Source organism: Streptomyces sp. NPDC033165 (assembly GCF_055577965.1).
The window spans coordinates 61,423-86,327 of the sequence record NZ_JBVIPK010000004.1 but is presented as its reverse complement, the minus strand read 5'-3'; the positions used below and the strand labels follow the sequence as shown (position 1 = coordinate 86,327).

Here is a 24,905-nt window from a genome sequence, read left to right as displayed (position 1 = left end):
GTCACTGTCCTTCCCGGTCGGATACGACCGAAGCGTAGCTGTTCCCACCGTGGGTGATCCCGCCCTCGGCGCCGTCCACCGACACGTGGCCGCCGGTGGACCCGAAGCCCCCTTCGGCCCGCGCCGAGCCGGGAAGTTCCGCCACCTCGTGGAAGCGCACCTTCTCGACCTGCTGGACAACCAATTGGGCAATCCGGTCGAACCGTTCGAATCGCACGCTCTCGCGCGGATCGAGGTTGACCACGATCACCTTGATCTCCCCACGGTACCCGGCATCCACCGTCCCTGGGGCATTCACGAGGGCCACTCCGCAGCGGGCTGCGAGGCCCGAGCGCGGGTGCACGAACGCGGCGTACCCGTCGGGAAGGGCGATCGAGACGCCGGTGGGCAGCACCGCGCGCTCGCCGGGCGCGAGCTCGGCGGCCTCGGTGGTCACCAGGTCGGCCCCGGCGTCCCCCGGGTGTCCGTACGCCGGAATCGGCACCTCCGGGTCGAGCAGGCGGATCAGTACGTCGACGGGGTTACGCATCAGGGGTTCACCTCGAAGGCGCGGGCGCGCCTGACCTGGTCGGGGTCGGACATGGCGGCCTGGATCTCGGCGGGACGGCCGTTCGCGATGAAGTGGTCGACCTTCACCTCGATGAAGAGGGCGTCGGCGCGGACCGCTACGGGGCCTTCGGGGCCGCCGATCCGGCCGGTGGCGGTGGAGTAGATCTTGCGGCCGTGCACGGCGGTGATCCGGGCGTCCAGATGCAGCACGGTGTCCACGGGGACGGGCCGCACGAAGTCGGTCTCCAGCCGTCCGGTCACCGCGATGGTGCGCAGCAGCCAGTTCAGCGAGCCGAGCGTCTCGTCCAGCGCGGTGGCGAGCACGCCGCCGTGGGCGAGGCCGGGGGCGCCCTGGTGGGCGGGCTTGACGGTGAACTCGGCGGTGACGCTCACGCCCTCACCGGCCCGCGCCATCAGCTGCAATCCGTGCGGCTGTCCCCCGCCGCAGCCGAAACAGTGTTCGTAGTGCGCCCCGAGGGGCTCGCCGGGGGCGGGCGCGTCCGGGTGCCGGACCGGCGCCGCGGCGTCGGCCGGGGGTGTCAGAGCTGCTGATGTTCCACTCACAGGCGCAGACCTTACCCGCGCGGCGGAGTGCCGGGGACGCCGTGCCAAGCTTGGTTCCATGCAGCCTTCCGCACCGCCCTTCGACGAACGTCTCACCGCTCCCCGGTCCTGGTGGTTCATCGCCTTCGGGGTCGGACTCGCCTGCGCGCTGATGCTCCTGCCGCTCGGCACCCTGCCGCTGCTCGCCGGACTGGTCGGCGGCACCGCGGCGGCGGCGGTCGTGGTGAGCAGCTACGGCTCCGCCCGGATCCGGGTCGTCGCCGGTGCGCTGGTGGCGGGGGACGCGCGGATTCCGCTGTCGGCGCTCGGGGAGCCCGAGGTGCTGGACGCGGAGGAGGCGCGGGCCTGGCGTACGCACCGGGCGGACGCGCGCGCCTTCATGCTGCTGCGCAGCTATGTGGAGACGGCGGTGCGGGTGGAGGTCACGGATCCCGAGGACCCGACTCCGTACGTCTATCTCTCCACCCGGGACCCGCAGGGCCTGGCGGCGGCGCTGAGCGCCGTACCGGCGGCCTGAGCACGCACCGGGGCCCACCTCAGAAGCCCTCGGCCTCCTTGGGCAGCACAGCGGGCAGCGCGGGCTGTTCCAGCGGGGGCAGTGCGTCGAGCCGGTCCCAGGGGATCTGCTGCCTGCGCAGGTCACCCCTGACCCGGTCGGCGAGCTTGCGGGTGTCGCGGCGGTTCATCGTGGCGCCGACTGCGGCGCCGATCATGAACGGGATCAGGTTGGGCAGATTGCGCGCCATGCGCTTCATGATCTGCTGGCGCAGTTCGCGCTTCATCTGGCCGCCGAGGGCGGCGTTGAGTGTGGTGGGACGGGTGACGTCGATGCCGCGCTCCTCCGTCCACGAGGTCAGATAGGCGGTGCTGCGCTGGACGAGGTGGCCCGGCGGGCGGCGGCCGTAGACCTCGTGGAGCTCGGCGACGAGCTTCATCTCGATCGCGGCGACGCCGGTGACCTCGGCCGCCAGCTCGGCGAGCATGGCGGGCGGTACGGGCATCATGGCGGCCGCTCCGATGCCTGCGCCGACGGTCGCGGTGGCCCGGCTCGCGCCCGCCACGAGCTTGTCGGCGAGCTCCTCGGGCCCCAGCCCGGGGAACTGCTTCCGCAGGGTGGCGAGGTCGCGCACCGGGACGCGGGGAGCCGTCTCGATGATCCGGTCGGCCAGCAGGCCGGCCATGGCCTTCGCGCTCTCCCCGCCCTTGCGTACACCCCGTTTCACTGCGTACAGGCGGCCTGCCCCGGTCACGGGCCCCGCCTGGTCCTGCTGATCCGCTTCTCCGGTCCTGACCACCGGGGCCGGGGCCCCGGCCACTTCGAGCGAGGCCGACCGGCCCCGCCCGTCGTCGGAGATACCGGAGGCATCAGACAGGGCGGCGGACCGCTCGGCAGACGCGTGAACGCCTTCTGCCGGGCCTGTGCCGCCTGTACCGCCCTGATGGGCCTCCGGGCCGTGCCGGCGCCAGGGGCGCCGCTTCCGGAACGGTGTGTCGCCTGCCACGGCCGACCCGGCCTCAGTCGCAGTCGCGGCAGATGGGCTGACCGTTCTTCTCGCGGGCCAGCTGGCTGCGGTGGTGCACCAGGAAGCAGCTCATGCAGGTGAACTCGTCGGCCTGCTTGGGCAGCACCCGGACGGCCAGCTCCTCGTTGGAGAGGTCCGCACCGGGCAGTTCGAGGCCCTCGGCCGCGTCGAACTCGTCGACGTCGACGGCGGAGGCCGTCTTGTCGCTCCGACGAGCCTTGAGCTCTTCGAGGCTGTCCTGGTCCACGTCGTCGTCGGTCTTGCGTGGGGTGTCGTAATCCGTTGCCATGTCGCTCTCCCCCTCTTGGGTGTCTGCGGGTGTCTCAGCGCACGTAACGCGTGAGAGGCCGGACTTGTGCCCGACCTGAGGCGGAGATTTTGCCTCACATCAAGGTCTGTTACTCAATCGACACCCAACCGGACACCTCGGGGAGGCTCTGCTTGGGTGGCGATGGGGACCGTACACGGTCCCGTCTGTGCAGTTCACGGGCGCCACCCCGTTTACTTCCCGTGATATCGACCGCCAAAAACCCGGACGTTTACCGGCTTTTCGCAGGATTCGCCATCACGGAGAGTAGATGATCCAAAAATCGGCCCTGTGATCGATCACACATGGCCCACCCGGGAGCGGGTCCTGAAAATTCCGCCCAAAGCGAACATGGAGATTCGGTGCAGAGTCACTTCATGCAGCTTCTCAGACCGGCAGGGTGACGCGCATCACGAGACCGCCGCCCTCGCGGGGCTCCGCGATGATACGGCCTCCATGGGCCCGCGCGACGGATCGCGCGATCGACAGGCCGAGCCCGACCCCCTTGTCGCTGCCCGTGCGCTCCGTACGCAGCCGGGTGAAGGGCTCGAAGAGGTTGTCGATCTCGTACGCCGGGACCATCGGGCCGGTGTTGGAGACGACGAGCACGGCCTGCCCCGGCTGGAGCTCGGTGGTGACCTCCACCCAGCCGTCCTCGGGCACGTTGTAGCGCACGGCGTTCTGTACGAGGTTCAGCGCGATCCGCTCCAGCAGGACCCCGTTGCCCTGGACGACGGCCCCGGCCCGCTCGCCGCGGATCTCCACGTTCTTCGCCACCGCCTCCGACCGCGCCTGGTCGATGGCGCGCTCGGCGACCTCGGCGAGGTCGACCGGCTTGCGCTCGACGATCTGGTTGTCGCTGCGCGCCAGCAGCAGCAGCCCCTCGACCAGCTGCTCGCTGCGCTCGTTGGTGGCCAGGAGGGTCTTGCCGAGCTGGTGCAGCTCCGGCGGGGCCTCCGGGTCGGAGAGGTGGACCTCCAGCAGCGTGCGGTTGATCGCCAGCGGGGTGCGCAGCTCGTGCGAGGCGTTGCCGACGAACCGCTGCTGTGCGGTGAAGGCCCGCTCCAGCCGGTCCAGCATGTCGTCGAAGGTGTCGGCCAGCTCCTTGAGCTCGTCGTCCGGGCCGTCCAGCTCGATCCGCCGGGTGAGGTCGGTCCCGGCCACCCGGCGCGCGGTCCGGGTGATCCGGCCGAGCGGGGACAGGACGCGGCCCGCCATGGCGTAACCGAAGGCGAAGGCGATGACGCTGAGACCGACCAGGGCGAGGAGCGAGCGGTTGAGCAGGGTGTCCAGCGCCGCCTTGCGCTGGTGGTTGACGCAGGTGTTCACCGCGGCGTTGAAGGCGTCAGGGCTGGCGTTCGGGGGCAGGTCGCAGATCTCGCTGGTCACCTTGCCGCTCACGATCTCGAACGGCAGATCCGTGCCGACGCTCAGCGCCTGCGCGGCCAGCATGTAGATGATCGACAGCAGCACGATGCCCGCGATCAGGAACATCCCGCCGTAGAGCAGGGTGAGCCGTATCCGGATGGTCGGGCGCAGCCAGGGGTACGGGGGCTCCTGCTGCTTGGGCTCCCAGGTGGGCTTCGGAGGCGCCGCGGGGGGCTCGGGGGTGGTGGCCACGGTCCTCAGATCCGGTATCCGGAACCCGGCACGGTGACGATCACGGGCGGTTCGCCGAGCTTGCGGCGGAGCGTCATGACCGTGACCCGCACCACGTTGGTGAAGGGGTCGGTGTTCTCGTCCCAGGCCTTCTCCAGCAGCTGCTCGGCCGAGACGACCGCGCCCTCGCTGCGCATCAGGACCTCCAGCACCGCGAACTCCTTCGGGGCGAGCTGGATCTCCACCTCGTCGCGGAAGACCTCGCGGCGGTTCGGGTCGAGCTTGATGCCCGCCCGCTCCAGGACGGGCGGCAGCGCGACCGTCGTACGGCGGCCCAGCGCGCGCACCCGGGCGGTCAGCTCGCTGAAGGCGAAGGGCTTGGGGAGGTAGTCGTCGGCGCCCAGCTCCAGGCCCTCGACCCGGTCGCTGACGTCGCCGGACGCGGTGAGCATGAGCACCCGGGTGGGCATGCCGAGCTCGACGATCCTGCGGCAGACGTCGTCCCCGTGCACCACCGGGAGGTCCCGGTCCAGCACGACGACGTCGTAGTCGTTGACCCCGATGCGCTCCAGGGCCGCGGCACCGTCGTAGACGACGTCGACGGCCATGGCCTCCCGGCGCAGTCCGGTGGCCACCGCATCGGCGAGCAGCTGCTCGTCCTCGACGACGAGTACGCGCACGGCGCAGTCCTTCCTTAGGTCCTTCTACGGATTCACTACGGGTTCACACAGCGAACGGCCCCCGGGGGAGGCCGACTGTGTGCTTCCATCCTGCCCGCAACGCGTATAAACCGGCGGTAAGACGGCGCTGGGCCGACAGGCCCCGGCGGAATGCGGCGGATTTACCGGCCAGTTGAGGTTTCTGTGTGCTCGCGCGTGGGGAAGAGGGGTTCACACCCGCGATCACGCCCGTCCCGTGGCATGCCACGGCCCGCTCCTTTCCGGGGGGCAGCGGCGAGATCACCCGCTCCTCCGGCTCTCCCGCCGGAGGGATCCCGGGCACACCCCCGTGCCACCGACCCACGATGAGGGGGCGCATCATGGACGCTTTCACCGCAGGTCTGCTGCAACGCATCAAGACGACCGAGTACGACCTCACGCGGGCTCGCGAGGACGGCGACGACTTCCTGGCGGATGTCGAGCAGGGCGAGCTGGACGATCTGCACCGCCTGGCCGCCGAGCACGGCGTGGAAATCGGCGCCACAAGCGTCTGAGTCGTACGGCGGAGGGCCCCGGATGCTGTCCAGGCATCCGGGGCCCTCCGCTGTGCCGTCCGGCCCTCACGGCCCTCACCAGGGCTTCGGGGGTCAGTCGTGCCAGGCGCCCAGCTCGTCCAGCGCGGCCTGGAGCGGCTCGAAGACCCCCGGGGTCGCGGCCACAGTCAGGTCGCCGTCGGCGGGCAGTCCGGGGCGGCCGCCGGTCAGCGCACCCGCCTCCCGGGCGATGAGGTCGCCAGCGGCCAGGTCCCAGGGGTGCAGTCCGCGCTCGTAATAGCCGTCCAGGCGGCCCGCCGCCACGTCGCAGAGGTCGACGGCCGCCGATCCGCTGCGCCGGATGTCCCGGAGCCTGGGGATCAGCCGCTGGGCGACGTCCGCCTGGTGGGCGCGGACGTGGGCGACGTAGTTGAAGCCGGTCGAGACGAGGGCCTGGTCCAGCGGAGGGGCGGGGCGGCAGCGCAGGGCTTCGCCGTTCGCGTACGCACCGCCGCCGAGGACCGCCTGGTACGTCTCCCGGCGCATCGGGGCCTCGACGACGCCCACGACGCGCTCGCCGTCGCGCTCGGCGGCGATGGAGACGGCCCAGGTGGGCAGGCCGTACAGGTAGTTCACGGTGCCGTCCAGGGGGTCGATGACCCAGCGGATGCCGGTGCTGCCCGGGGAGCCGGCGCCCTCCTCGCCGAGGAAGCCGTCGTCGGGGCGGAGGTCGGAGAGGTAGCCGACGATCAGCTTCTCGGCGGCGATGTCCATCTCGGTGACCACGTCGATGGGGCTGGACTTGGTGGCGGCCACCCCCAGGTCGGCGGGGCGGCCGTCGCGCAGCAGGGCCCCGGCGCGGCGGGCGGCCTCCAGGGCGAGGTCGAGCAGTTCGGACAGGGCGGGGTCGGTCACGGTGCTCCCAAGAGGTCGGTGCGTACGGGCAGGCGGTCGTACGGGCAGGCAGTCGTACGGGCTACGCGTACGGGCTGTCCGCGCCCGCCGCGGCCGGTTTCGGGGCCCTGGCGGGACAGCAGCCGACCGGACAGAGGTCGTGGGAGGGCCCGAGGGAGCCCAGGGCGCAGGGCCGCACCGGCAGCCCCCGCTCGGCCCCGGCGCGCTCCAGGAGCAGGTCCCGTACGGCGGCGGCGAAGCGCGGGTCGTCGCCCACCGTCGCGGACCGGCGGACCGGCAGGCCGAGCTCGGCGGCCTTGGCGGTGGCCTCGGTGTCGAGGTCGTACAGGACCTCCATGTGGTCGGAGACGAAGCCGATGGGCGCCATCACGACGGCCGGGACGTCCTCGGCGTCCAGGGCCTCCAGGTGGTCGCAGATGTCGGGCTCCAGCCACGGGATGTGCGGGGCGCCGCTGCGGGACTGGTAGACGAGCTGCCAGGGATGCTCGACGCCGGTCGCCTCGCGCACCGCCTCGACGATCAGCCGGGCCACGTCCAGGTGCTCGGCGACATACGCCCCGCCCTCCCCGTGCGCCTCGACGGGGCCGGAGGCGTCGGCTGCGGAGGTCGGGATGGAGTGGGTGGTGAACGCGATGTGGGCGCCCGCGCGCAGGTCCTCGGGGAGGTCGGCGAGCGAGGCGAGGACGCCGTCCACCATGGGGGTCACGAAGCCGGAGTGGTTGAAGTAGTGCCGCAGCTTGTCGACCCGGGGCACCGGCAGCCCCTCGGCCGCCAGGACGGCCAGCGACTCGGCGAGGTTCTCGCGGTACTGGCGGCAGCCGGAGTACGAGGCGTAGGCGCTGGTGGCGAGGACCGCGATCCGGCGGTGCCCGGCGGTGGCCATCTCGCGCAGGACGTCGGTCAGATACGGCGCCCAGTTGCGGTTGCCCCAGTAGACGGGCAGGTCGAGGCCGTGCTCGGCGAAGTCCTTGCGCAGCGCGTCGAGCAGCGCGCGGTTCTGTGCGTTGATCGGGCTGACCCCGCCGAACAGGAAGTAGTGCTGACCGACCTCCTTGAGGCGTTCCTCGGGGATGCCCCGGCCCCGGGTCACGTTCGCCAGGAACGGAACCACGTCGTCCGGGCCCTCGGGACCGCCGAAGGAGAGCAGCAGCAGGGCGTCGTAAGGAGCGGGATCGCGCAGATCGGACATGCCGTCGATCCTGCCACCCGACACTGACAGGGCGGCAACCGACATCCGACGCCCCGTCGGGAAGACGGGAAACCGACGTCCGACACCCCGTCGGGAAGGGCGGGAACCCGGAGCTCACGTGGCCTGTTCCGCTCCCCCGCGGCCGCCCCGAAATCCGGTGTCCGGCACCTCCGCCCGACCGTAAGCTGTATCGGCCAGCTATACGCCTGACAGGCATGACCGGAGTACCCCTTGCCCAGCCCCTACCGCGCCATCTTCTCCGCCCCCGGTTCCAAGGGGTTCTCCGCGGCAGGCTTCTTCGGCCGGATGCCGCTGTCCATGATGGGCATCGGCGTCGTGACGATGGTCTCCCAGCTCACCGGCCGCTACGGGCTGGCCGGGGCGCTCTCCGCGACTCTGGCGATGGCGGCCGCGGTCTGCGGCCCCCAGGTCTCCCGGCTGGTGGACCGCTACGGGCAGCGGCGGGTGCTGCGCCCGGTCACGCTGGTCGCGGTGGCGGCGGTCGCGGGACTGCTGATCTGCGCCCAGCGGGGGATGCCGGACTGGACGCTGTTCGTCTTCGCGGCGGGCGCGGGCTGTGTGCCGAGCGTGGGGTCGATGGTCCGGGCCCGCTGGGCGGAGATATACCGGGGTGCCGGACGCGATCTGCACACCGCGTACTCGTGGGAGTCGATCGTCGACGAGGTGTGCTTCATCTTCGGCCCGATCATCTCGATCGGTCTGTCCACCGCCTGGTTCCCGGAGGCGGGTCCGCTGATCGCCGCCGCGTTCCTGCTGGTCGGCGTCTTCTGGCTGACCTCGCAGCGCGCGACCGAACCGGTGCCGCACCCGAAGACCCAGCACACCGGCGGCTCGGCGCTGCGCTCGCCGGGGCTCCAGGTCCTGGTGGCCGCCTTCGTGGCGACGGGCGCGATCTTCGGGGCCGTGGACGTGGTGACCGTGGCCTTCGCCGAGGAACGCGGCCACAAGGCCGCCGCCTCCCTGGTGCTGGCCGTCTACGCGCTCGGCTCCTGCCTCGCGGGAGCCGTGTTCGGGCTGCTGCATCTCGCGGGGAAGCCCGCGAGAAGGTGGCTGGTGGGTGTCTGCGCGATGGCCGTGAGTATGATCCCCCTCCAACTGGCCGGGAACCTTCCGTTGCTGGCCGTGGCGCTCTTTGTCGCGGGCCTCGCCGTCGCACCGACGATGGTCACCACCATGGCCCTCGTCGAAGCGCACGTACCGCGCACCAAGCTGACCGAGGGCATGACCTGGACCAGTACAGGGCTCGCGGTCGGAGTGGCGCTCGGCTCCTCGGCCGCCGGCTGGGTGGTCGACGCCGCCGGGGCGAAGGCGGGGTACGCGGTGCCCGCCGTGGCGGGAGCTCTCGCGGCGGCGGTGGCGTTCCTGGGGTATCGCCGGCTGGCCGGGCCGGCTGCGACGGGAGGGCGCGGGGAAGATGACCGACACCTACGCACGGACGACGACGAGCACGTGGCGTAACTGGGCGGGCAACGTCACCGCCCGGCCGGCCCGCACCGAGTCCCCCGCGTCCGTGGACGAACTCGCGGACGTGCTGCGCCGGGCGAGCGCGGAGGGCCTGAGGGTGAAGCCGGTGGGCACCGGCCACTCCTTCACGGCGACGGCCGCCACCGACGGGGTGCTGATACGCCCCGATCTGCTCACCGGGATCCGGGACATCGACCGTACGGCGATGACCGTCACGGTGGAGGCGGGCACTCCGCTCAAGCGGCTCAACGCCGCGCTCGCCCGCGAGGGCCTGTCGCTCACGAACATGGGCGACATCATGGAGCAGACGATCGCCGGGGCGGCCTCCACCGGGACGCACGGCACGGGCCGCGACTCGGCGTCGGTATCCGCGCAGATCCGCGCCCTGGAGCTGGTCACCGCCGACGGTACGGTGCTGTGCTGCTCGCCCGAGGAGAACGCGGAGGTGTTCGCCGCGGCCCGGATCGGGCTCGGCGCCCTCGGGGTGATCACCGCCGTCACCCTCGCCGTGGAGCCGATCTTCCTGCTGACGGCCCGTGAGGAGCCGATGACCTTCGACCGGGTCACCGCGGACTTCGATTCCCTGGTCACCGAGAACGAGCACTTCGAGTTCTACTGGTTCCCGCACACCGGCAACTGCAACACCAAGCGCAACAACCGCAGCGCGGGCCCTGCCGCCCCGCCCGGGAAGGTGAGCGGCTGGATCGACGACGAGCTGCTGTCCAACGGGGTCTTCCAGGTCGCCTGTTCGCTGGGCCGCGCGGTCCCGGCCACGATCCCCTCGATCGCCAGGCTCTCCAGCCGGGCGCTGTCGGCGCGTACGTACACCGACATCCCCTACAAGGTGTTCACGAGCCCGCGCCGGGTGCGGTTCGTGGAGATGGAGTACGCCGTTCCGCGTGAGCAGGCGGTGGCTGCGCTGCGAGAACTCAAAGCCATGGTCGAGCGGTCACCGCTGAAGATCAGCTTCCCGGTCGAGGTGCGCACCGCGCCCGCCGACGACATGACGCTGTCGACGGCCTCGGGCCGGGACACCGCGTACATCGCCGTCCACCTCTACAGGGGCACGCCCCACCGCTCGTACTTCACCGCGGTCGAGCGCATCATGACCGCGCACGCCGGCCGCCCGCACTGGGGAAAGATCCACACCCGGGACGCCGCCTATCTGGCGGAGGTCTACCCCCGCTTCGGCGAGTTCACCGCGCTGCGCGACCGGCTGGACCCGGACCGGCTGTTCGGCAACGACTATCTGCGGCGCGTGCTCGGCGACTGAACCTTGCCCGCGTCCCGGTACGTCACTCGGCGTCGGGCGGGGCCTGCTCCCCCAGGCCGGGGGCGCCGCCCGTACCGGTCGGCGGGGGCGCGCCGGTCTCGCCGCCGGGGTCCGAGGGGGTCGGCGTCGGGGAGGGCACGGTCTCGTCGCCGGTAGAGCGCGAGGGCGTCGGTGTGGGGGTGGGCTCGGCGCTCGGGTCCTCGCCGCCCGTGCCCGTCCCGGGGTCGGGGCTCTCGCTGCTGCCGTCGCCCTGGTCCGGGGCGGGGGTGGAACCGGTGCCGTCGTCGCCGGGGGTCTCCCGCCGCTCTCCCCGCTCCCCGTCCTGACCGGTGTCGCCCGAGGGCGTGGGACCGGCCGGTCCGGGGTCCCGGTCGCCGCCGCCCCGTACGACGGAGCTGAGCGTGGTGCCCTGGCCGCCGCTGAGCTCGCTGCCCGAGATCATCTCGTAGGCGGTGATCCCGCCCATCGAGACGCCGAAGACGACGGCGGCCGCGAGCGCGGGACGCCTCCAGCCGCGCAGCCGGGTGCCGTGCGTGACGCCGTCGCTGAACGCGTCGTCGGCGCCTGCCGGGCCGACCGCCGCTCGCGGCAGCAGCTGGGTCCGGTCGGGGTCGGGCCTCAGCACCTGCGTGCTCGCGGGCTCCGGGCCGACGGCCGGCAGCACCGTGGTGGCGTCCTCGGCAGGCTCCGGACCGGTCAGACGCTCGGTGTTCCCGCGCCCCGAGGGCGTCGTCTCCTTGGTGTGCACCGTCACTTGGCGGCCCTCCGGGTGGGTCACCTGGACCGTCACCTCGCGGATCTGCTCGCCGGTACGTCGGAAGAAGTGCTGGAAGACCGAACCGCCGCAGGTGGCGACGACGCTCATCACGCCCGCTCCGGCGATCGTGCCGTACACGCCCAGCTGCGAGGCCAGCACGGCTGCCGCGACGGCCGCCACGGCACTGCCGGCGACCTGCGGCAGACTCAGATCTATGCGCCTTTCCTTTGGTTCTGTGTCGTTTTCCGGCTTCTGAACCATTACCAGCCCCTGCTTGACATCTCTCCCACCATGCACAAAGAAGGGACAAATGAGCGAAGTGGATAGTTCCGTTTCCGGTGATTGTGTGAAGCACGACACGCATCAGGGGCGTTTCACGAAGAACTGGGTAACCCAACTCCCGTACCTTGCGAGAACTTCGACGGCGCGCCGGTCCACCCCGGTGGCCCGAATGGAGTACTGTGACGAGCCCTGGGGCGGACTCCCACGTGGGAATCCGTGGCTACGGAAGGGGGCCGACGGCGGCACTCGATCCGGCGGCGCCAAGGCATCGCGCGGGTGCTTGCTGCACAGAGCGGCCAAATCGGCCACTTTGGGTCGCAATGGGCAACCGTGTCATGGTGGCGTTCCAGGACGAGCGCCCGACACGCCGGGCAACTTGGCAAGGTTGTGGCAGGCTGCACCCGGGCAGGTCACACTCGACTAGCGGAAGCAGCGACGCACGTGACGTCGGCAGGCACCACCCGGGAGGTCCCCATGCCCGAACTGCGTGTCGTGGCCGTCTCCAACGACGGCACACGACTGGTGCTCAAGGCTGCGGACAGCACGGAGTACACGCTTCCGATCGATGAGCGGCTGCGCGCCGCCGTGCGCAACGACCGCGCCCGGCTCGGCCAGATCGAGATCGAGGTGGAGAGCCACCTCCGGCCCCGCGACATCCAGGCCCGTATACGGGCCGGTGCCTCGGCGGAGGAGGTCGCTCAGTTCGCGGGCATCCCCGTCGACCGTGTACGCCGCTTCGAGGGCCCTGTACTCGCGGAGCGCGCCTTCATGGCCGAGCGGGCCCGGAAGACTCCTGTGCGCCGTCCCGGCGAGAACACCGGCCCCCAGCTCGGCGAGGCGGTGCAGGAGCGTCTCCTGCTGCGCGGCGCCGACAAGGAAACCGTCCAGTGGGACTCCTGGCGCCGCGACGACGGCACCTGGGAGGTCCTGCTCGTCTACCGCGTCGCGGGCGAACCGCACTCGGCGAGCTGGACGTACGACCCGCCCCGGCGGCTGGTCCAGGCCGTGGACGACGAGGCGCGCTCGCTGATCGGCGAGACCGATGACATGGCCGCGCCCGAGCCCAGCTTCCCGTTCGTGCCGCGGATCGCCCGGCTGCCGCGCGACCGCCCGCTGGACCGGGCCCTCGACCGGCAGATCGAGCGGCCCGCCCCGGCCGCCGAGCCCGAGGAGTACGTGAGCAGCGCATCGGCCGGTGAGCGCGACTCGCTGACCAGCCTGCTGGAGGCGGTGCCGAGCTTCCGCGGCGACATGGTGGTGCCCGAGCGGCCCACACAGCCCGAGCCGCCCGCCCTGGAACCCGCGGTGGAGGAGGCCGAGGCGGACGAGCCGCCCGCGGCCGCCGCGTCGGCCGGAGCGGGATCGGCGTACGCGGATGTGCTGATGCCCCGGGCCGTGGCCGGTCACCGCGACCGGCTCACCGGGACGACGGACCGTCAGGCCGAGGCGGACGGGGTCCGGCCGGGCCGCCGGGCCGCCGTGCCGAGCTGGGACGAGATCGTCTTCGGTACCCGCCGCAAGAAGCAGGACTGACCGGGAGATGACGACCGGCGGGAGCGGGGGCCGTACGCAGCTGCGTACGGCCCCCGCTCCGTCGCCGTCCCCCCGCTCGGCAGATTCGCCCTTACTGGGGGTCGGGGCCCGTAGCGACCGGCCGGGACGGGTCCGAGGACCACTCGGACCAGGAGCCCGGGTACAGGACGCCGCGGAAGCCCGCGATCTCCAGGGCCAGCACCTGATGGGCGCCGGAGACCCCGGAGCCGCAGTAGACGCCCACGCCCTCGGTGCCGCCCTCCGCGCCCAGCGCCTCGAACCGGGCGGCGAGCCGCTCGGTCGGCAGGTAGCGCCCGTCCTCGGCCACGTTCTCCGTGGTCGGCGCGGAGACGGCCCCGGGGATATGGCCGCCGACGCGGTCGATCGGCTCGACATCGCCCCGGTAGCGCTCCGCCGCCCGGGCGTCGAGCAGCAGACCCGACCGGGCGAAGGCCGCCGCGCTTTCCGCGTCCAGCGTCGGCAGGGCGCCCGGCTTCGGCCGGAAGTCACCCTCGGGAGGGTGCGGGATCTCGGTGGTGAGGTCCCCCGTCCAGGCGGCGAGGCCGCCGTCCAGCACCCGTACGTCCCCGTGTCCCGTCCAGCGCAGCAGCCACCAGGCACGGGCCGCGGCCCAGCCCAGCCCCCCGTCGTACACCACGACGGGGGTGTCCTGGCCGACCCCCGCACGACGCATCGCGGCTCCGAAGGCCTCCGGGTCCGGGAGGGGGTGGCGGCCGCCGCTGCCCGCCGGCCCCGCCAGCTCCGTATCGAGGTCGACGAAGACCGCGCCGGGCAGATGACCGGCCTCGTAGTCGGGGCGGCCGGGCGGGCCGCCGAGCTGCCAGCGCACGTCCAGGAGCACCGGCGGCCGCGGACCCGCCGACTCGCTCGCGTATTCGGATGCGGTGATGATGGGCTTCATGGGTGCCATCCTCGCGCAGCGGCCCCGGCCCCCGTAACAGCGGCGGGACGGACGTCCGGCGGAACGGCGGCCTTCCTCCGTGGAGAAGGCGGAGAACCCGGAGGACGCGGCGCGGCCGGAGCGCCTCGGACGCCGGGTGGTGCGAGCATCTGCACGGGGCATGCGGGCCCCGTCCTGACCCGGGACGGCATGCCTGCCCCCATCCCCCGTACGACCACCACAACGGTCCGAGGAGAGAGACGACGATGACCGAGGCTGCCGCTCGGCGCACGCCCGGAACACCTTGCTGGGTGAGTCTGATCGTGCACGGCCTGACCACGACCCAGGAGTTCTACGGAGCCCTGTTCGACTGGGAGTTCCGGCCGGGCCCCGACCAACTGGGCCCGTACGTCCGCGGGCTGCTGGACGGGAAGGAGGTGGCGGGGATCGGTCAGCTGCCGCCCGACCGGCACCTCCCGATCGCCTGGACCACCTATCTGGCGACGGACGACGCGGACATGACCGCCGAGACGATCCGCTCGTGCGGCGGTACGGTCGCGGTCGGCCCGCTGGACGCGGACGAGGCGGGACGGATGGCGATCGCCTCCGACCCGAGCGGGGCCGTGTTCGGCATCTGGCAGGCCGCGGACCACATCGGCACCATGACGGCGGGCGTCCCGGGTACACCGGTCTGGAACGAGCTGGTGACCCAGGAGACCTCGATGGTCGCGAAGTTCTACCAGACGGTCTTCGGCTACGAGACGCAAGCGGTGGTCTCCGCCGACTTCGACTACCAGACCCTGCACCTGGACGGCACCCCGGTGGCCTCACTGCACGGCGTCGGCCACGCCCTGCCGCGCGACCGCGGTCCGCACTGGATGACGTACTTCGAGGTGGCCGACACCGATGAGGCGGTGGTCCGGGTGGTGGAGCTGGGCGGACGCGTTGTGCAGCCGCCGCGCGAGGCGTCGAGCGGGAGGCTGGCGACGGTCGCCGATCCGGAAGGGGCCGTGTTCACGGTCATCCGGTCCTCGCTGGAGTCCCCCTCCTGAGGGCCGTCCCGTCATCCCGCGCCCACCAGGGGTTGCGAGGCAGCCCTCAGCCGTCCGACGCGACCGGCAGCACATCCGGGGAGAGAGCGCCCGCACGGGCCGTCTCCGCGGTCATCCGGCGGCGGTGGTGGCGTCGGCACAACACCTCGTAACCGACCTCGCCCGCCTGCCGGTTGACGTCGCCGACGACGACCTGGGCGCCCTCGACGACCATCGCGCCGTCCACCGTACGGGCGTTGTGCGTGGCGCGGGCGCCGCACCAGCAGAGGGCCTCCACCTGAAGGGCCTCTATCCGGTCGGCCAGTTCGATCAGGCGCTGGGAGCCCGGGAAGAGCTTGGTGCGGAAGTCCGTGGTGATGCCGAAGGCGAAGACGTCGAGCCCGAGGTCGTCCACGACGCGGGCGAGCTGGTCGATCTGGACCGGGGCGAGGAACTGCGCCTCGTCCACGATCACGTAGTCGACCCGGCCGCCGCGGCTGACCCGGTCGACGATGTGCGCGTACACGTCCATGCCCTCGTCCGCCTCGACGGCGTCCGTCACCAGGCCGAGCCGGGAGGAGAGCTTGCCCTCTCCCGCGCGGTCGTCCCGGGTGAAGATCACGCCCTGGAGCCCGCGCGCCGAGCGGTTGTGACCGATCTGCAGGGCCAGCGTGCTCTTTCCGCAGTCCATGGTTCCGGAGAAGAACACCAGCTCGGGCATGAGAGGTCGAGCACCTTTCGGAGGGGGGTGGGCACGGCGGGAGGGGTCAGGAGCGTACTTCGAGGAGGGGGACGAGCTGTTCCACGGGGGTCAGGGAGCCGTGCACGCCCGTCATCGCCGACTCGTGCGGCTCGTTGACCGAGGCGGTGATGATCACGTCGTCGTGGGCGGCGGCGACCACGTCGCCGATCCGTCCGTAGACCCGCTCGTCGATCGTCGGCCCGAACCAGCCCGCCGCGATCGCCTCGTCCCGGCCGGCCACCCAGAACTGCTCGCCGAGCACCTCGCGCCAGACGGCCAGCACGTCGGCCTGCGCGCCGGGGACGGCGTAGACGTGGCGGGCCCGGCCCTCGCCGCCGAGGAGGGCGACGCCCGCGCGCAGCTCCCAGTCCTCGTCGAAGTCGATCCGGGACTGCTCGTCGAAGGGGATGTCGATCATGCCGTGGTCGGCGGTGATGTAGAGCGCGGAGCGCGGCGGGAGCTGCTCGGCGAGGCGCTGGGCGAGCCCGTCGACGTACATCAGCTGGCCGCGCCAGGCGTCGGAGTCGACGCCGAAGCGGTGGCCCTTGCCGTCGACCTCGCTGTAGTACGTGTAGACGAGCGAGCGGTCACCGGCGGCGAGGCGCTGGGCGGTGACGTCCATCCGGTCCTCGCCGGAGAGCCGGCCGAGGAACGAGCCGCCGCTGAGCGCGACCTTGGTGAGGGGTGTCTGCTCGAAGTCCGGGGCGGAGACCTGTGCGGTGTGCACGCCCGCCGCGTCCGCGAGCTGGAAGACGGTGGGATACGGCTGCCAGACCTTCGGCGCGGTCCACGGCTTCCAGCGGAGCTGGTTCATCAGCTCGCCGGTCTGCGGGTTGCGCGCGGTGTAGCCGGGCAGGCCGTGCTCGCCGGGCGGCAGGCCCGTACCCACCGAGGCGAGAGAGGTCGCGGTGGTGGAGGGGAAACCCGCGGTGAGCGGGCGGCCGGTGCCGCCGCGCGAGGTGGGGAGGAGCGAGTGCAGGAAGGGGGCCTCGTCGGGGTGGGCGGTGATCTGCTCCCAGCCGAGACCGTCGATCAGGAAGACGCAGTTCCGGTCGGCCGGGGTCAACTCGGGCATCGCGGCGGCAAAGCCCGGCACCCCCTGTCCGGCGACGAGCGTCGGCAGCAGATCGGCGAGCGAGCCGCTGCCGTACTCGGGGACGGGCGCGGTGTCCAGGGCAAGCGGGACGGGGTCCTGCCAGGCGGGCTGGGCCATCAGCGGCCGGTCGCCGCGGTCGCGGCCGTGGCCTCGGAGAGCGACTGGGCGAAGGCGAGGGTCTGACGGACCGCGTCGGGGCCGTCACCGGCCTCGCTGACCCGCAGGCTCAGGTCGTCGGCGGTGGAGCTGCCCGTATAGCCGTGGTCGGCCTCGCAGTTGGGGTCGCCGCAGGCGGCGGGCTCCAGGTCGATCCGGGAGACCGCGCCCCAGCCGATGGTGAGGACGACCTCGCGGGGCAGGGTGCCCGGGACGTACTTCTCCGGGTCGGCCACCACCCGGCTGACCACGACGGAGGAGATCCGGTCGAGCTTGACCGACTCGGTGGAGGTGGTGGCGTGCGCCGTGGGCGAGCCGCTGTCGGCGGCCTGCTCGTCGGTGTGGCTGACGATGAACCGGTGCTCGGTCAGGACCAGCACCGTCACATGACGGCGCACCTCGTTGGAGTCGAAGGTGGTCTCCTGGTGCACCAGGTACGAAGCGACCGGCTCTCCGCCGACGGCGGCCTCCACCGCCTCGGCCACGAGGGCCGGGTAGTAGCCGCTGCGCTCGATCGCCGCGCGCAGCCCCTGGGTCGTCGTACCGGTCTTTGCCATGAGCACCATCCTACGGCGGGCCGGTGACTGCCGGGGACGCCCCGGCAGACACCGGGGCCCTCAGTAGTTCGGGAGGCGGCGGGGGCCGAGGTCACCGCGCGGCGGCGGTGGGGCCAGCCGGACGCTCGCGCCGAGCACGGCGATGCCCTGAGGGGCCACGACCACGGGTTCCAGCGCCACGGAGACCACCTCGGGGTGGTCGTCGACCAGCCGGGACAGCCGCAGCAGCAGCTCCTCCAGCGCCGCCGTGTCCACCGGGGCGGAGCCGCGCCAGCCGAACAGCACCGGGGCCGCCTTGATCGACCGGATCAGCTCGGCGGCGTCGCGGTCGGTGACCGGGACCAGCCGGTGCGCGGTGTCGCCGAGCAGTTCGGAGGGTGCGCCCGCCAGGCCGAAGGAGAGCACGGCCCCGGCGGCCGCGTCGATGGAGGCCCGCACGACGGTGTCCACACCGCGCGGGACCATCGCCTGGACGACGGGGAGCAGTTCGGCGGGCTTGCCGAGGAGGTCGGTGAGGTCTCCGTACGCCCGGCGCAGCGCCTCCTCGTCGGCGAGGTCCAGACGGACCCCGCCGAGGTCGGCGCGGTGGCGGAGGTGGGGTGCGGTGGTCTTCAGCGCCACCGGGTAGCCGAGCACGGCGGCCGCGGCGACGGCTGCCTCTGGGCCCGGGGCGGGGAGCGTGGGACGTACGGGGATGCCGTAGCGGCCGAGCAGCTCGCGGGCCTCGTCGTGGGTGAGCGGGCGTCCGCGCGGGTCGGGGGCGGTGGCGAGCTGCGCCTCGATCAGGGCGGCGGCCCCGGCCTCGTCGATGGTGTCGTCGAGGAATTCGGGGACCTTGCCCGGCACGGCCGCCTGCCGTCGCCACTGGGCGTACTTCACGGCCTCGGCGAGGGCGCGTACGGCGCGTTCGGCGGCGGGGTAGGCGGGGATGCGGCCGACGCGGGCGGGCTGCGGCTGCTCGGCGCCGGTACGCGCCCCGGCCGCCGCGTCCGGCTGCGACACGGGCCCGGCGGGTCGGTCGGCCCGGACGGCCGAGGGCGCCGTGGCCGGTGTTCGGGGGGCGGTGGGGGTGGGCGGGGCAGCGGGCGTTCCCGGCGTGGTGGGCGTTCCCGGGGCGGTGGGCGTTCCCGGGGCGGTGGCCGTTCCCGGGGCGGTGGCCGTTCCCGGCCCGGTGGCCGTTCCCGGGGCGGTGGTCCGGGCTGCGGCAAGGGGCGGCGACCCGGGGCGGGGCGCGGCCGTGCTGCTCGCGGCGGCCAGGGCCTCGGCGAGGCCGCCGATCTCGACGTGGACGACGGCCACCGGCTTGGCCGGGCCCCCGGCCGCGGCTCCGCGCAGGGCGGCGGCCAGCACCTCGCCGTCGCCGGATTCGGCCTCGCCGTTCTCCCCCACCCACGGGATGGCGGTGACGATCACGGCGTCGCACGTCCCGTCGGCCAGCGCCTCGGCCAGCGCGTCCCGGAAGTCCTGCGGGGAGGCTGCCGTGGTGAGGTCGCGCGGCGGGCGCGGGCGGAGCCCCTCGGCGAGGCAGGCGTCGTACGTGAGGAGGCCGAGGGACTCGGAGTTGCCGAGGATCGCGACCCGGGGGCCCGCCGGGAGCGGCTGGTCGGCCAGGAGGAGCCCGGCATCGACCATCTCGGTCACGGTGTCGACGCGGATCACGCCCGCCTGCCGCATCAGGGCGGAGACCGTGGTGTCGGGGATGCGGCTGACGGGGACGGCGTGGCCGGGCGGGCTGGTGCCGCTGTGCCGGGCGCCCTTCACCACGACGACGGGCTTCACGGCGCCGGTGCGGCGGGCGAGGCGGGTGAACTTGCGGGGGTTGCCGAGCGATTCGAGGTAGAGCAGGGCCACGTCGGTGTCCGGGTCCTCGAAGGAGTACTGGAGGAAGTCGTTGCCGGAGACATCGGCCCGGTTGCCCGCCGAGATGAACGAGGACAGCCCGGCGCCGCGCCGGTGGAGGCCGGAGAGCAGGGCGATGCCGATCGCCCCGGACTGGGTGAACAGGCCGATCCGGCCGCGGGCCGGCGACTCGGGGGCGAGGGAGGCGTTGAGCCGGACGGTCTCGGCGGTGTTGATGATGCCGAAGGCGTTCGGGCCGATGATCCGCATGCCGTACGAGCGGGCCTGGCGGACCAGTTCGCGCTGGAGCTCGCGGCCCTCGGAGCCGCGTTCGGCGTAGCCGGCGGAGAGGACGACGAGGCCCTGGACGCCGTGCTCCCCGCAGTCGGCGACGGCCTCGGGGACCCGGTGGGCGGGGACGGCGATGACCGCGAGGTCGACCTGCTCGTCGATCTCGCCGAGCGAGCGGTGGGCGGGGACCCCGTCGAGGGTGGCCAGGCCCTCGTCGAAGGCCCGGTTCACCGCGTACGTACGGCCGGTGAAGCCGGAGGCGAGGAGGTTGCGCAGGACGGTGCGGCCCACCCCGCCGGTGGTGCGTCCGGTACCGATGACCGCGACGGACCCGGGGTCGAGCAGGCGCTGGACCGAGCGGGCCTCGGCGCGCTGTTCGCGGCCGCGCTGGACGGCGAGGGACTTCTCGGTGGGTTCGAGGTCGAGGGTGAGGTGGACGGAGCCGTCCTCGAAGCTGCGGCGCTGGGTGTATCCGGCGTCCCGGAACACCTTGATCATTTTGTTGTTGGCGGGGAGCACCTCGGCGGCGAAACGCCGGATGCCGCGTTCGCGGGCGACCGCGGCGATGTGTTCGAGCAGGGCGGAGGCGACGCCACGGCCCTGGTGGGCGTCCTGGACGAGGAAGGCGACCTCGGCCTCGTCGGCGGGGGCGGAGGCGGGGCGGCCCCGGTCGTCGATGCGGTCGTAGCGGACCGTGCCGATGAACTCGCCGCCGATCGTGACGGCCAGTCCCACCCGGTCGACGTAGTCGTGATGGGTGAAGCGGTGCACATCCCGGTCGGATAGCCGGGGATACGGGGCGAAGAACCGGTAGTACTTCGACTCGTCGGACACCTGCTCGTAGAAGCTGACAAGTCGCTCGGCGTCGTCCGTGGTGATCGGCCTGATGCGCGCGGTGCCACCGTCGCGGAGCACCACGTCCGCTTCCCAGTGGTCGGGGTACGCGTGATGCGGACTCTGCTCCGGCGTGGGCTGCATGGACAAAGCCTACGGCGGGCATCCCGGTCGCGGAGGGATCGGTACCGGGGCAGTCTGATGAGGCCCGGCCGAGGGCGGCCGGGGCGCGGGGCCCGGACGGGAGGCCGGGCACAGCACTGCGCACCGCATGAGAGACTGGTCTAGACAACCGTTGATATGTGAAGGGCAGAACCATGGCTGAGCGCCGCGTAAACGTCGGTTGGGCCGAGGGCCTGCACGCCCGCCCCGCTTCCATCTTCGTCCGTGCCGCCACGGCGTCCGGCGTGCCGGTGACGATCGCCAAGGCCGACAGCAGCCCGGTGAACGCCGCCTCCATGCTCGCCGTGCTCGGCCTGGGCGCACAGGGCGGCGAGGAGATCGTCCTCGCGTCCGACGCGGATGACGCCGAGGCCGCTCTGGACCGGCTGGCGAAGCTGGTCGCCGAGGGGCTGGAAGAGCTTCCCGAGACCGTCTGACCCGTCCCGCCCGCCCCACGGGCGATCCGCCCGCCCCCACCGGACGGAAATACGTGAGAGCCGCGACCCCTTGCCGGGGCTGCGGCTCTTTCGCTTTCCCGGAGATATCCGTGCACCGGGAATTCGGGCAGCACGAATACCACCCTCCGCAATTACTCCCCCTTTGTATACGGCGCGATTGTTAATGACGGGCACTCGCGATGTTTACGCCAGGTTGCGAAGTGCTCACCCGGGGCCCGGCGGCCGCGCGGTGGCCGGGCCGGTCCGGGCGGCGGAGCCGGTGGGCCGCCACCGCGCGTTCCGCGTGCTGGGCGGTGAGCGCCCTGGCCCGCTCGGCGTCGCCCCGTGCCACGGCGTCCACGATGGCGCCGTGCTCGGCCCAGGAGTCGGCCGGGCGGACCGGCTGTTCGACCGCGTACATCCAGGCGATCTTGTGCCGGAGCTGGGTGAGCAGCGCGATCAGGCCAGGGCTCCCGGAGGCCTGGGCGAGGGTCTCGTGGAACCAGCCGCCCAGCGAGCGCAGATCCTCGCCCTCGCCCCGGCGGGCCCGCTCCTGACCGAGCCTCACCAGCCCGCGGAGCACCTTGAGGTGGGCGTCCGTACGGCGCTGGGCGGCGCGCGCGGCACCCAGCGGCTCCAGGAGCATCCGCACCTCCAGCAGGTCGGCCGCCTCCTGCTCGGTGGGCTCGGCGACACAGGCGCCGGCGTGCCTGCGGGTGACGACGAAGCCCTCGGACTCCAGGGTGCGCAGCGCCTCACGGACCGGGACGCGGGAGACCCCGTACCGCCGGGCCAGCAGCTCCTCGGTGAGGCGGCTGCCGCGCTCGTAGACACCGGAGACGATGTCGTCACGGATTGCCGTGCATACCGAATGCGCGGGAATGCGCATGTCCGAACCTCCGCCTTAATCCCCGCGAAACGCGGCCGCCCGACGTCTGTTCCGTGACTCTATTGCAATCCGCCGGAATTTCCGACGGCAGGCCGGAATCCATGGATATCAACTGGCCGGAGAAGGCCTGTCGCACACCCCGGTACGAGGGATTCCGCCGGAATTGCCGAAGGCCCCGGCGGGGAGCCGGGGCCTTCGGGAAGCGGGGTGCGCGGGTGGGGTCAGACGTTCAGACCGTGGGAGCGCAGGTAGCCGACGGGGTCCATGTCGGAGCCGTAGTCGGGGGTGGTCCGGGCCTCGAAGTGCAGGTGCGGGCCGGTGGAGTTGCCGGTGGAGCCGGACAGGCCGATCTGCTGGCCGGAGGCGACGCTCTGGCCGACGGAGACGCCGATCGAGGAGAGGTGGCCGTACTGGGTGTACGTGCCGTCAGCCATCCGGAGCACGATGTTGTTGCCGTACGCGCCGCCCCAGCCGGCCTCGACGACCGTGCCGGCGCCGACCGCGACGACGGAGCTGCCGGAGGGGGCCATGAAGTCCACGCCGGAGTGGCTGCCGGAGGACCAGAGCGAACCGCCCGCCTTGTAGCCGGTGGTGACGTGGGATCCGGCGACCGGGAGGTGGAAGGCGTTCAGGCGGGCGCGCTCGGCGGCGCGGGCGGCGCGGGCCTTCTCCTCGCGGATCTCCTTGGCACGGGCCTCGGCCTTGCGCTCGGCCTCCGCCTTCGCCTTGGCCTTGGCTTCGGCGGCGGCCTTGGCCTTCGCCTTCGCGATCGCTTCGGCCTGCTGCTGCTGCGCCTTCGCCTGGGCGTCGATCTGCTCGGCGAGGGTGGCGTCGAGGGCGATGGCCTGGGTGAGGCCGGTGTCGACGACCTTGGGCGCCTCGGCGTCCGCGGCGAGGGCCGGAGAGGCCAGCGAGCCGAGGACTCCGGTGGTGGTCAGAGCCGCGATTCCGGCGGCCTGGGCGCTCCGGCGCGTGAGGCGGCTCGGGGCACGGTGCTTCCCGGTGGCACGGGTGAACGCCATGAAGGGGCTGATCCTTTCCTTCCCTCTCGCCTACCGGGTTAGCTGACGGGTTCGGAGCAGGAAGGTCTCCTACGGATCGCCGCGCCGGGTGTGGCGCGGATCTCCGATTCACCCCAGGGACTGCGTGGGTCCCCGGCTCCCCAGGCTCGCGCCTGACGGGGACTCGGCGATCGCTGCCCGGCGCCGCGGATGCGGCATACGGGTGACGGACAGCGGAGCCGACGCTAAGCGGGCCGCCTTCCCATCACCAAACGGACAAGGGGATTTGTCGCACATCCCACAGGGCAGACAGGCAACCTCTCCACCAAATCCGACCAACTGCCTCAATAGGGCAAAAAGGGAGGACCCCGACGAACTGCTGTTCGTCGGGGTCCCGTTTGCCCCGTTGCGGTGCGCTTGCGTCAGCCGGTGACGACGGAGACCTCTCCGATGCCGAGCGCCTTTACGGGCTCCTCGATCTGAGCGGCATCCCCCACCAGGACCGTGACCAGCCGGTCCACCGGGAAGGCGTTGACGACGGCGGCGGTCGCCTCCACCGTGCCCGTCTCGGCGAGCCGGGCGTAGAGGCGGGCCTGGTAGTCGTCGGGGAGGTGCTGCTCGACCTGGTCGGCCAGGGTGCTCGCGACGGAGGCAGCGGTCTCGAACTTCAGCGGGGCGACGCCCACCAGGTTCTGCACGGCCGTCTCGCGCTCGGCGTCGGTCAGCCCCTCGGCGGCCAGCGTCCGCAGGACCTTCCAGAGGTCCTCCAGCGCCGGTCCGGTGGACTCGGTGTCCACCGAGCCGCTGATCGCGAGCATGGCCGCGCCGCCCGAGTCGGGGCCGCTGGAGCGCAGCACCTGGGCGAAGGCGCGCACGCCGTAGGTGTAGCCCTTCTCCTCGCGCAGGACCCGGTCCAGCCGGGAGGTGAGGGTCCCGCCCAGGCAGTACGTGCCGAGCACCTGTGCGGGCCACACGCTCTCGTGCCGGTCGGCGCCGATCCGGCCGATCAGCAGCTGGGTCTGGACCGCGCCGGGGCGGTCCACGATGACCACACGGCCGGTGTCGTCCGCGGTGATCGGCGGGACCGGGCGGGCCTGGCCCGCGTTGCCCGACCAGTCGCCGAGGGTGTCGGCCAGCAGCGCGTCCAGGTCGATGCCGGTGAGGTCACCGACGATCACGGCGGTCGCGGTCGACGGGCGGACGTGGGCGTCGAAGAACGCGCGCACCGCGGCCGCGTCGATCTGGCGCACCGTCTCCTCGGTGCCCAGACGCGGACGGGACATCCGGGCGGTGGCCGGGAAGAGCTCCTTGGAGAGCTGCTTGGCGGCGCGCCGGGACGGGTTGGCCTGCTCGTGCGGGATCTCGTCGAGGCGGTTGCCGACGAGGCGCTCGATCTCGCTCTCGGCGAAGGCCGGGGCCCGCAGCGCCTCGGCGACCAGACCGAGGGCCTTGGCCAGCCGGGAGGCCGGGACCTCCAGGGAGACCCGGACACCGGGGTGGTCGGCGTGCGCGTCCAGGGTGGCGCCGCAGCGCTCCAGCTCGGCGGCGAACTCCTCGGCGCTGTGCTTGTCGGTGCCCTCGGACAGCGCCCGCGACATGATCGTGGCCACGCCGTCCAGGCCCTCGGGCTCGGCCTCCAGCGGCGCGTCCAGGAAGATCTCCACGGCGACGACCTGCTGGCCGGGGCGGTGGCAGCGCAGCACGGTCAGCCCGTTGGGCAGGGCGCCTCGCTCGGGTGCGGGAAAGGCCCACGGCCGGGCGGTGCCCGGGGTCGGCTGCGGGTGGTACTCCATGGCTACTC

General features: G+C 72.6%; 24 protein-coding genes and 1 riboswitch. Of the genes, 7 read left to right on the top strand and 17 right to left on the bottom strand.

Annotated elements, in window-relative coordinates; translation table 11 throughout:
- Position 1: 1 nt before the first annotated feature.
- Together dut and ACZ5WC_RS11605 are read right to left on the bottom strand one after the other, a co-directional pair.
- Positions 2-529 carry a dUTP diphosphatase gene (dut, locus tag ACZ5WC_RS11610; RefSeq protein ID WP_468540613.1) on the bottom strand — a complete coding sequence of 176 codons (528 nt, stop codon included), beginning with the start codon at positions 527-529 and terminating at the stop codon, positions 2-4.
- A complete protein-coding gene (locus ACZ5WC_RS11605) occupies positions 529-1,113 on the bottom strand; it encodes a PaaI family thioesterase (RefSeq protein ID WP_468540612.1) in 585 nt (194 codons plus the stop codon). The genes dut and ACZ5WC_RS11605 overlap by 1 nt, the downstream gene beginning before the upstream one ends.
- Before the next feature lie 58 nt (positions 1,114-1,171).
- Between ACZ5WC_RS11605 and ACZ5WC_RS11600 the strand changes: the two genes are divergently transcribed.
- Positions 1,172-1,630: a DUF3093 domain-containing protein gene (locus ACZ5WC_RS11600; protein WP_468540611.1), complete on the top strand. Its 459-nt coding sequence runs from the start codon at positions 1,172-1,174 to the stop codon at positions 1,628-1,630.
- A 19-nt stretch (positions 1,631-1,649) separates the two neighbouring features.
- Here ACZ5WC_RS11600 and ACZ5WC_RS11595 read toward each other — a convergent pair whose 3' ends face one another.
- The 4 genes from ACZ5WC_RS11595 to ACZ5WC_RS11580 all read right to left on the bottom strand — a co-directional run bounded on the left by ACZ5WC_RS11595 (position 1,650) and on the right by ACZ5WC_RS11580 (position 5,222).
- Positions 1,650-2,615 carry a hypothetical protein gene (locus ACZ5WC_RS11595; protein WP_468540610.1) on the bottom strand — a complete coding sequence of 322 codons (966 nt, stop codon included), beginning with the start codon at positions 2,613-2,615 and terminating at the stop codon, positions 1,650-1,652.
- A 13-nt stretch (positions 2,616-2,628) separates the two neighbouring features.
- Entirely contained in the window at positions 2,629-2,925 is a 297-nt protein-coding gene (locus ACZ5WC_RS11590) for a DUF4193 domain-containing protein (RefSeq protein ID WP_003965732.1), read from the bottom strand.
- Positions 2,926-3,330: 405 nt separating this feature from the next.
- Positions 3,331-4,563 (bottom strand): sensor histidine kinase, encoded by a 1,233-nt coding sequence (locus ACZ5WC_RS11585; protein ID WP_468540609.1) that lies wholly within the window; start codon positions 4,561-4,563, stop codon positions 3,331-3,333.
- A gap of 5 nt (positions 4,564-4,568) precedes the next feature.
- Entirely contained in the window at positions 4,569-5,222 is a 654-nt protein-coding gene (locus tag ACZ5WC_RS11580) for a response regulator transcription factor (RefSeq protein WP_003965735.1), read from the bottom strand.
- Positions 5,223-5,581: 359 nt separating this feature from the next.
- On the opposite strand from ACZ5WC_RS11580, the gene ACZ5WC_RS11575 reads away from it, so the two are divergent.
- Positions 5,582-5,755, top strand: coding sequence for a hypothetical protein (locus ACZ5WC_RS11575; protein ID WP_468540608.1), 174 nt, complete (start codon positions 5,582-5,584; stop codon positions 5,753-5,755).
- A 93-nt stretch (positions 5,756-5,848) separates the two neighbouring features.
- Here the strand turns inward: ACZ5WC_RS11575 and ACZ5WC_RS11570 are convergent, their stop codons facing one another.
- Positions 5,849-6,649, bottom strand: a complete 801-nt coding sequence (locus ACZ5WC_RS11570) for an inositol monophosphatase family protein (RefSeq protein ID WP_468540607.1) — start codon at positions 6,647-6,649, stop codon at positions 5,849-5,851.
- 61 nt (positions 6,650-6,710) lie between these two features.
- Positions 6,711-7,838, bottom strand: coding sequence for a ferrochelatase (locus ACZ5WC_RS11565; RefSeq protein WP_468540606.1), 1,128 nt, complete (start codon positions 7,836-7,838; stop codon positions 6,711-6,713).
- A gap of 231 nt (positions 7,839-8,069) precedes the next feature.
- On the opposite strand from ACZ5WC_RS11565, the gene ACZ5WC_RS11560 reads away from it, so the two are divergent.
- Positions 8,070-9,317 (top strand): MFS transporter, encoded by a 1,248-nt coding sequence (locus ACZ5WC_RS11560; protein WP_468540605.1) that lies wholly within the window; start codon positions 8,070-8,072, stop codon positions 9,315-9,317.
- On the top strand, positions 9,274-10,596 hold the full coding sequence (locus ACZ5WC_RS11555; RefSeq protein ID WP_468540604.1) for a D-arabinono-1,4-lactone oxidase: 1,323 nt from the start codon (positions 9,274-9,276) through the stop codon (positions 10,594-10,596). Before ACZ5WC_RS11560 ends, ACZ5WC_RS11555 begins: the two co-directional genes overlap by 44 nt.
- A gap of 22 nt (positions 10,597-10,618) precedes the next feature.
- Here the strand turns inward: ACZ5WC_RS11555 and ACZ5WC_RS11550 are convergent, their stop codons facing one another.
- Positions 10,619-11,614 carry a hypothetical protein gene (locus ACZ5WC_RS11550; protein WP_468540603.1) on the bottom strand — a complete coding sequence of 332 codons (996 nt, stop codon included), beginning with the start codon at positions 11,612-11,614 and terminating at the stop codon, positions 10,619-10,621.
- Between the two features lie 495 nt (positions 11,615-12,109).
- Between ACZ5WC_RS11550 and sepH the strand changes: the two genes are divergently transcribed.
- On the top strand, positions 12,110-13,168 hold the full coding sequence (gene sepH / locus ACZ5WC_RS11545) for a septation protein SepH (RefSeq protein WP_096630724.1): 1,059 nt from the start codon (positions 12,110-12,112) through the stop codon (positions 13,166-13,168).
- A 91-nt stretch (positions 13,169-13,259) separates the two neighbouring features.
- On the opposite strand, the gene ACZ5WC_RS11540 is transcribed toward sepH, so the two are convergent.
- Complete coding sequence (locus ACZ5WC_RS11540; protein WP_468540602.1) at positions 13,260-14,090, bottom strand: sulfurtransferase; 831 nt, start codon at positions 14,088-14,090, stop codon at positions 13,260-13,262.
- Positions 14,091-14,335: 245 nt separating this feature from the next.
- Here ACZ5WC_RS11540 and ACZ5WC_RS11535 point away from each other — a divergent pair, with 245 nt between their 5' ends.
- Entirely contained in the window at positions 14,336-15,121 is a 786-nt protein-coding gene (locus tag ACZ5WC_RS11535; protein ID WP_468540601.1) for a VOC family protein, read from the top strand.
- Positions 15,122-15,167: 46 nt separating this feature from the next.
- On the opposite strand, the gene ACZ5WC_RS11530 is transcribed toward ACZ5WC_RS11535, so the two are convergent.
- Genes ACZ5WC_RS11530 through ACZ5WC_RS11515 form a run of 4 tightly spaced genes read right to left on the bottom strand, consistent with a single transcriptional unit; the run spans position 15,168 to position 20,759 of the window.
- Positions 15,168-15,821 (bottom strand): thymidine kinase, encoded by a 654-nt coding sequence (locus ACZ5WC_RS11530; RefSeq protein ID WP_096630719.1) that lies wholly within the window; start codon positions 15,819-15,821, stop codon positions 15,168-15,170.
- Between the two features lie 46 nt (positions 15,822-15,867).
- The gene (locus ACZ5WC_RS11525) at positions 15,868-17,055 is read right to left on the bottom strand and encodes an alkaline phosphatase family protein (RefSeq protein ID WP_468540600.1); all 1,188 of its coding nucleotides are present in this window, start codon (positions 17,053-17,055) and stop codon (positions 15,868-15,870) included.
- Positions 17,055-17,651, bottom strand: a complete 597-nt coding sequence (locus ACZ5WC_RS11520) for a DUF5998 family protein (RefSeq protein WP_096630716.1) — start codon at positions 17,649-17,651, stop codon at positions 17,055-17,057. Before ACZ5WC_RS11520 ends, ACZ5WC_RS11525 begins: the two co-directional genes overlap by 1 nt.
- A gap of 60 nt (positions 17,652-17,711) precedes the next feature.
- Complete coding sequence (locus tag ACZ5WC_RS11515) at positions 17,712-20,759, bottom strand: bifunctional acetate--CoA ligase family protein/GNAT family N-acetyltransferase (protein ID WP_468540599.1); 3,048 nt, start codon at positions 20,757-20,759, stop codon at positions 17,712-17,714.
- A 173-nt stretch (positions 20,760-20,932) separates the two neighbouring features.
- On the opposite strand from ACZ5WC_RS11515, the gene ACZ5WC_RS11510 reads away from it, so the two are divergent.
- Entirely contained in the window at positions 20,933-21,214 is a 282-nt protein-coding gene (locus tag ACZ5WC_RS11510) for an HPr family phosphocarrier protein (RefSeq protein WP_096630713.1), read from the top strand.
- 181 nt (positions 21,215-21,395) lie between these two features.
- Here ACZ5WC_RS11510 and ACZ5WC_RS11505 read toward each other — a convergent pair whose 3' ends face one another.
- From ACZ5WC_RS11505 to ACZ5WC_RS11495, 3 genes are all read right to left on the bottom strand, one after another.
- Positions 21,396-22,103, bottom strand: coding sequence for a GntR family transcriptional regulator (locus ACZ5WC_RS11505; protein ID WP_468540598.1), 708 nt, complete (start codon positions 22,101-22,103; stop codon positions 21,396-21,398).
- A 221-nt stretch (positions 22,104-22,324) separates the two neighbouring features.
- Positions 22,325-23,125, bottom strand: a complete 801-nt coding sequence (locus ACZ5WC_RS11500) for a M23 family metallopeptidase (RefSeq protein WP_468540597.1) — start codon at positions 23,123-23,125, stop codon at positions 22,325-22,327.
- Positions 23,126-23,137: 12 nt separating this feature from the next.
- A riboswitch (cyclic di-AMP (ydaO/yuaA leader) is annotated at positions 23,138-23,304 on the bottom strand.
- A gap of 222 nt (positions 23,305-23,526) precedes the next feature.
- Positions 23,527-24,897 carry a M16 family metallopeptidase gene (locus tag ACZ5WC_RS11495; protein WP_468540969.1) on the bottom strand — a complete coding sequence of 457 codons (1,371 nt, stop codon included), beginning with the start codon at positions 24,895-24,897 and terminating at the stop codon, positions 23,527-23,529.
- Between the last annotated feature and the right edge of the window lie 8 nt (positions 24,898-24,905).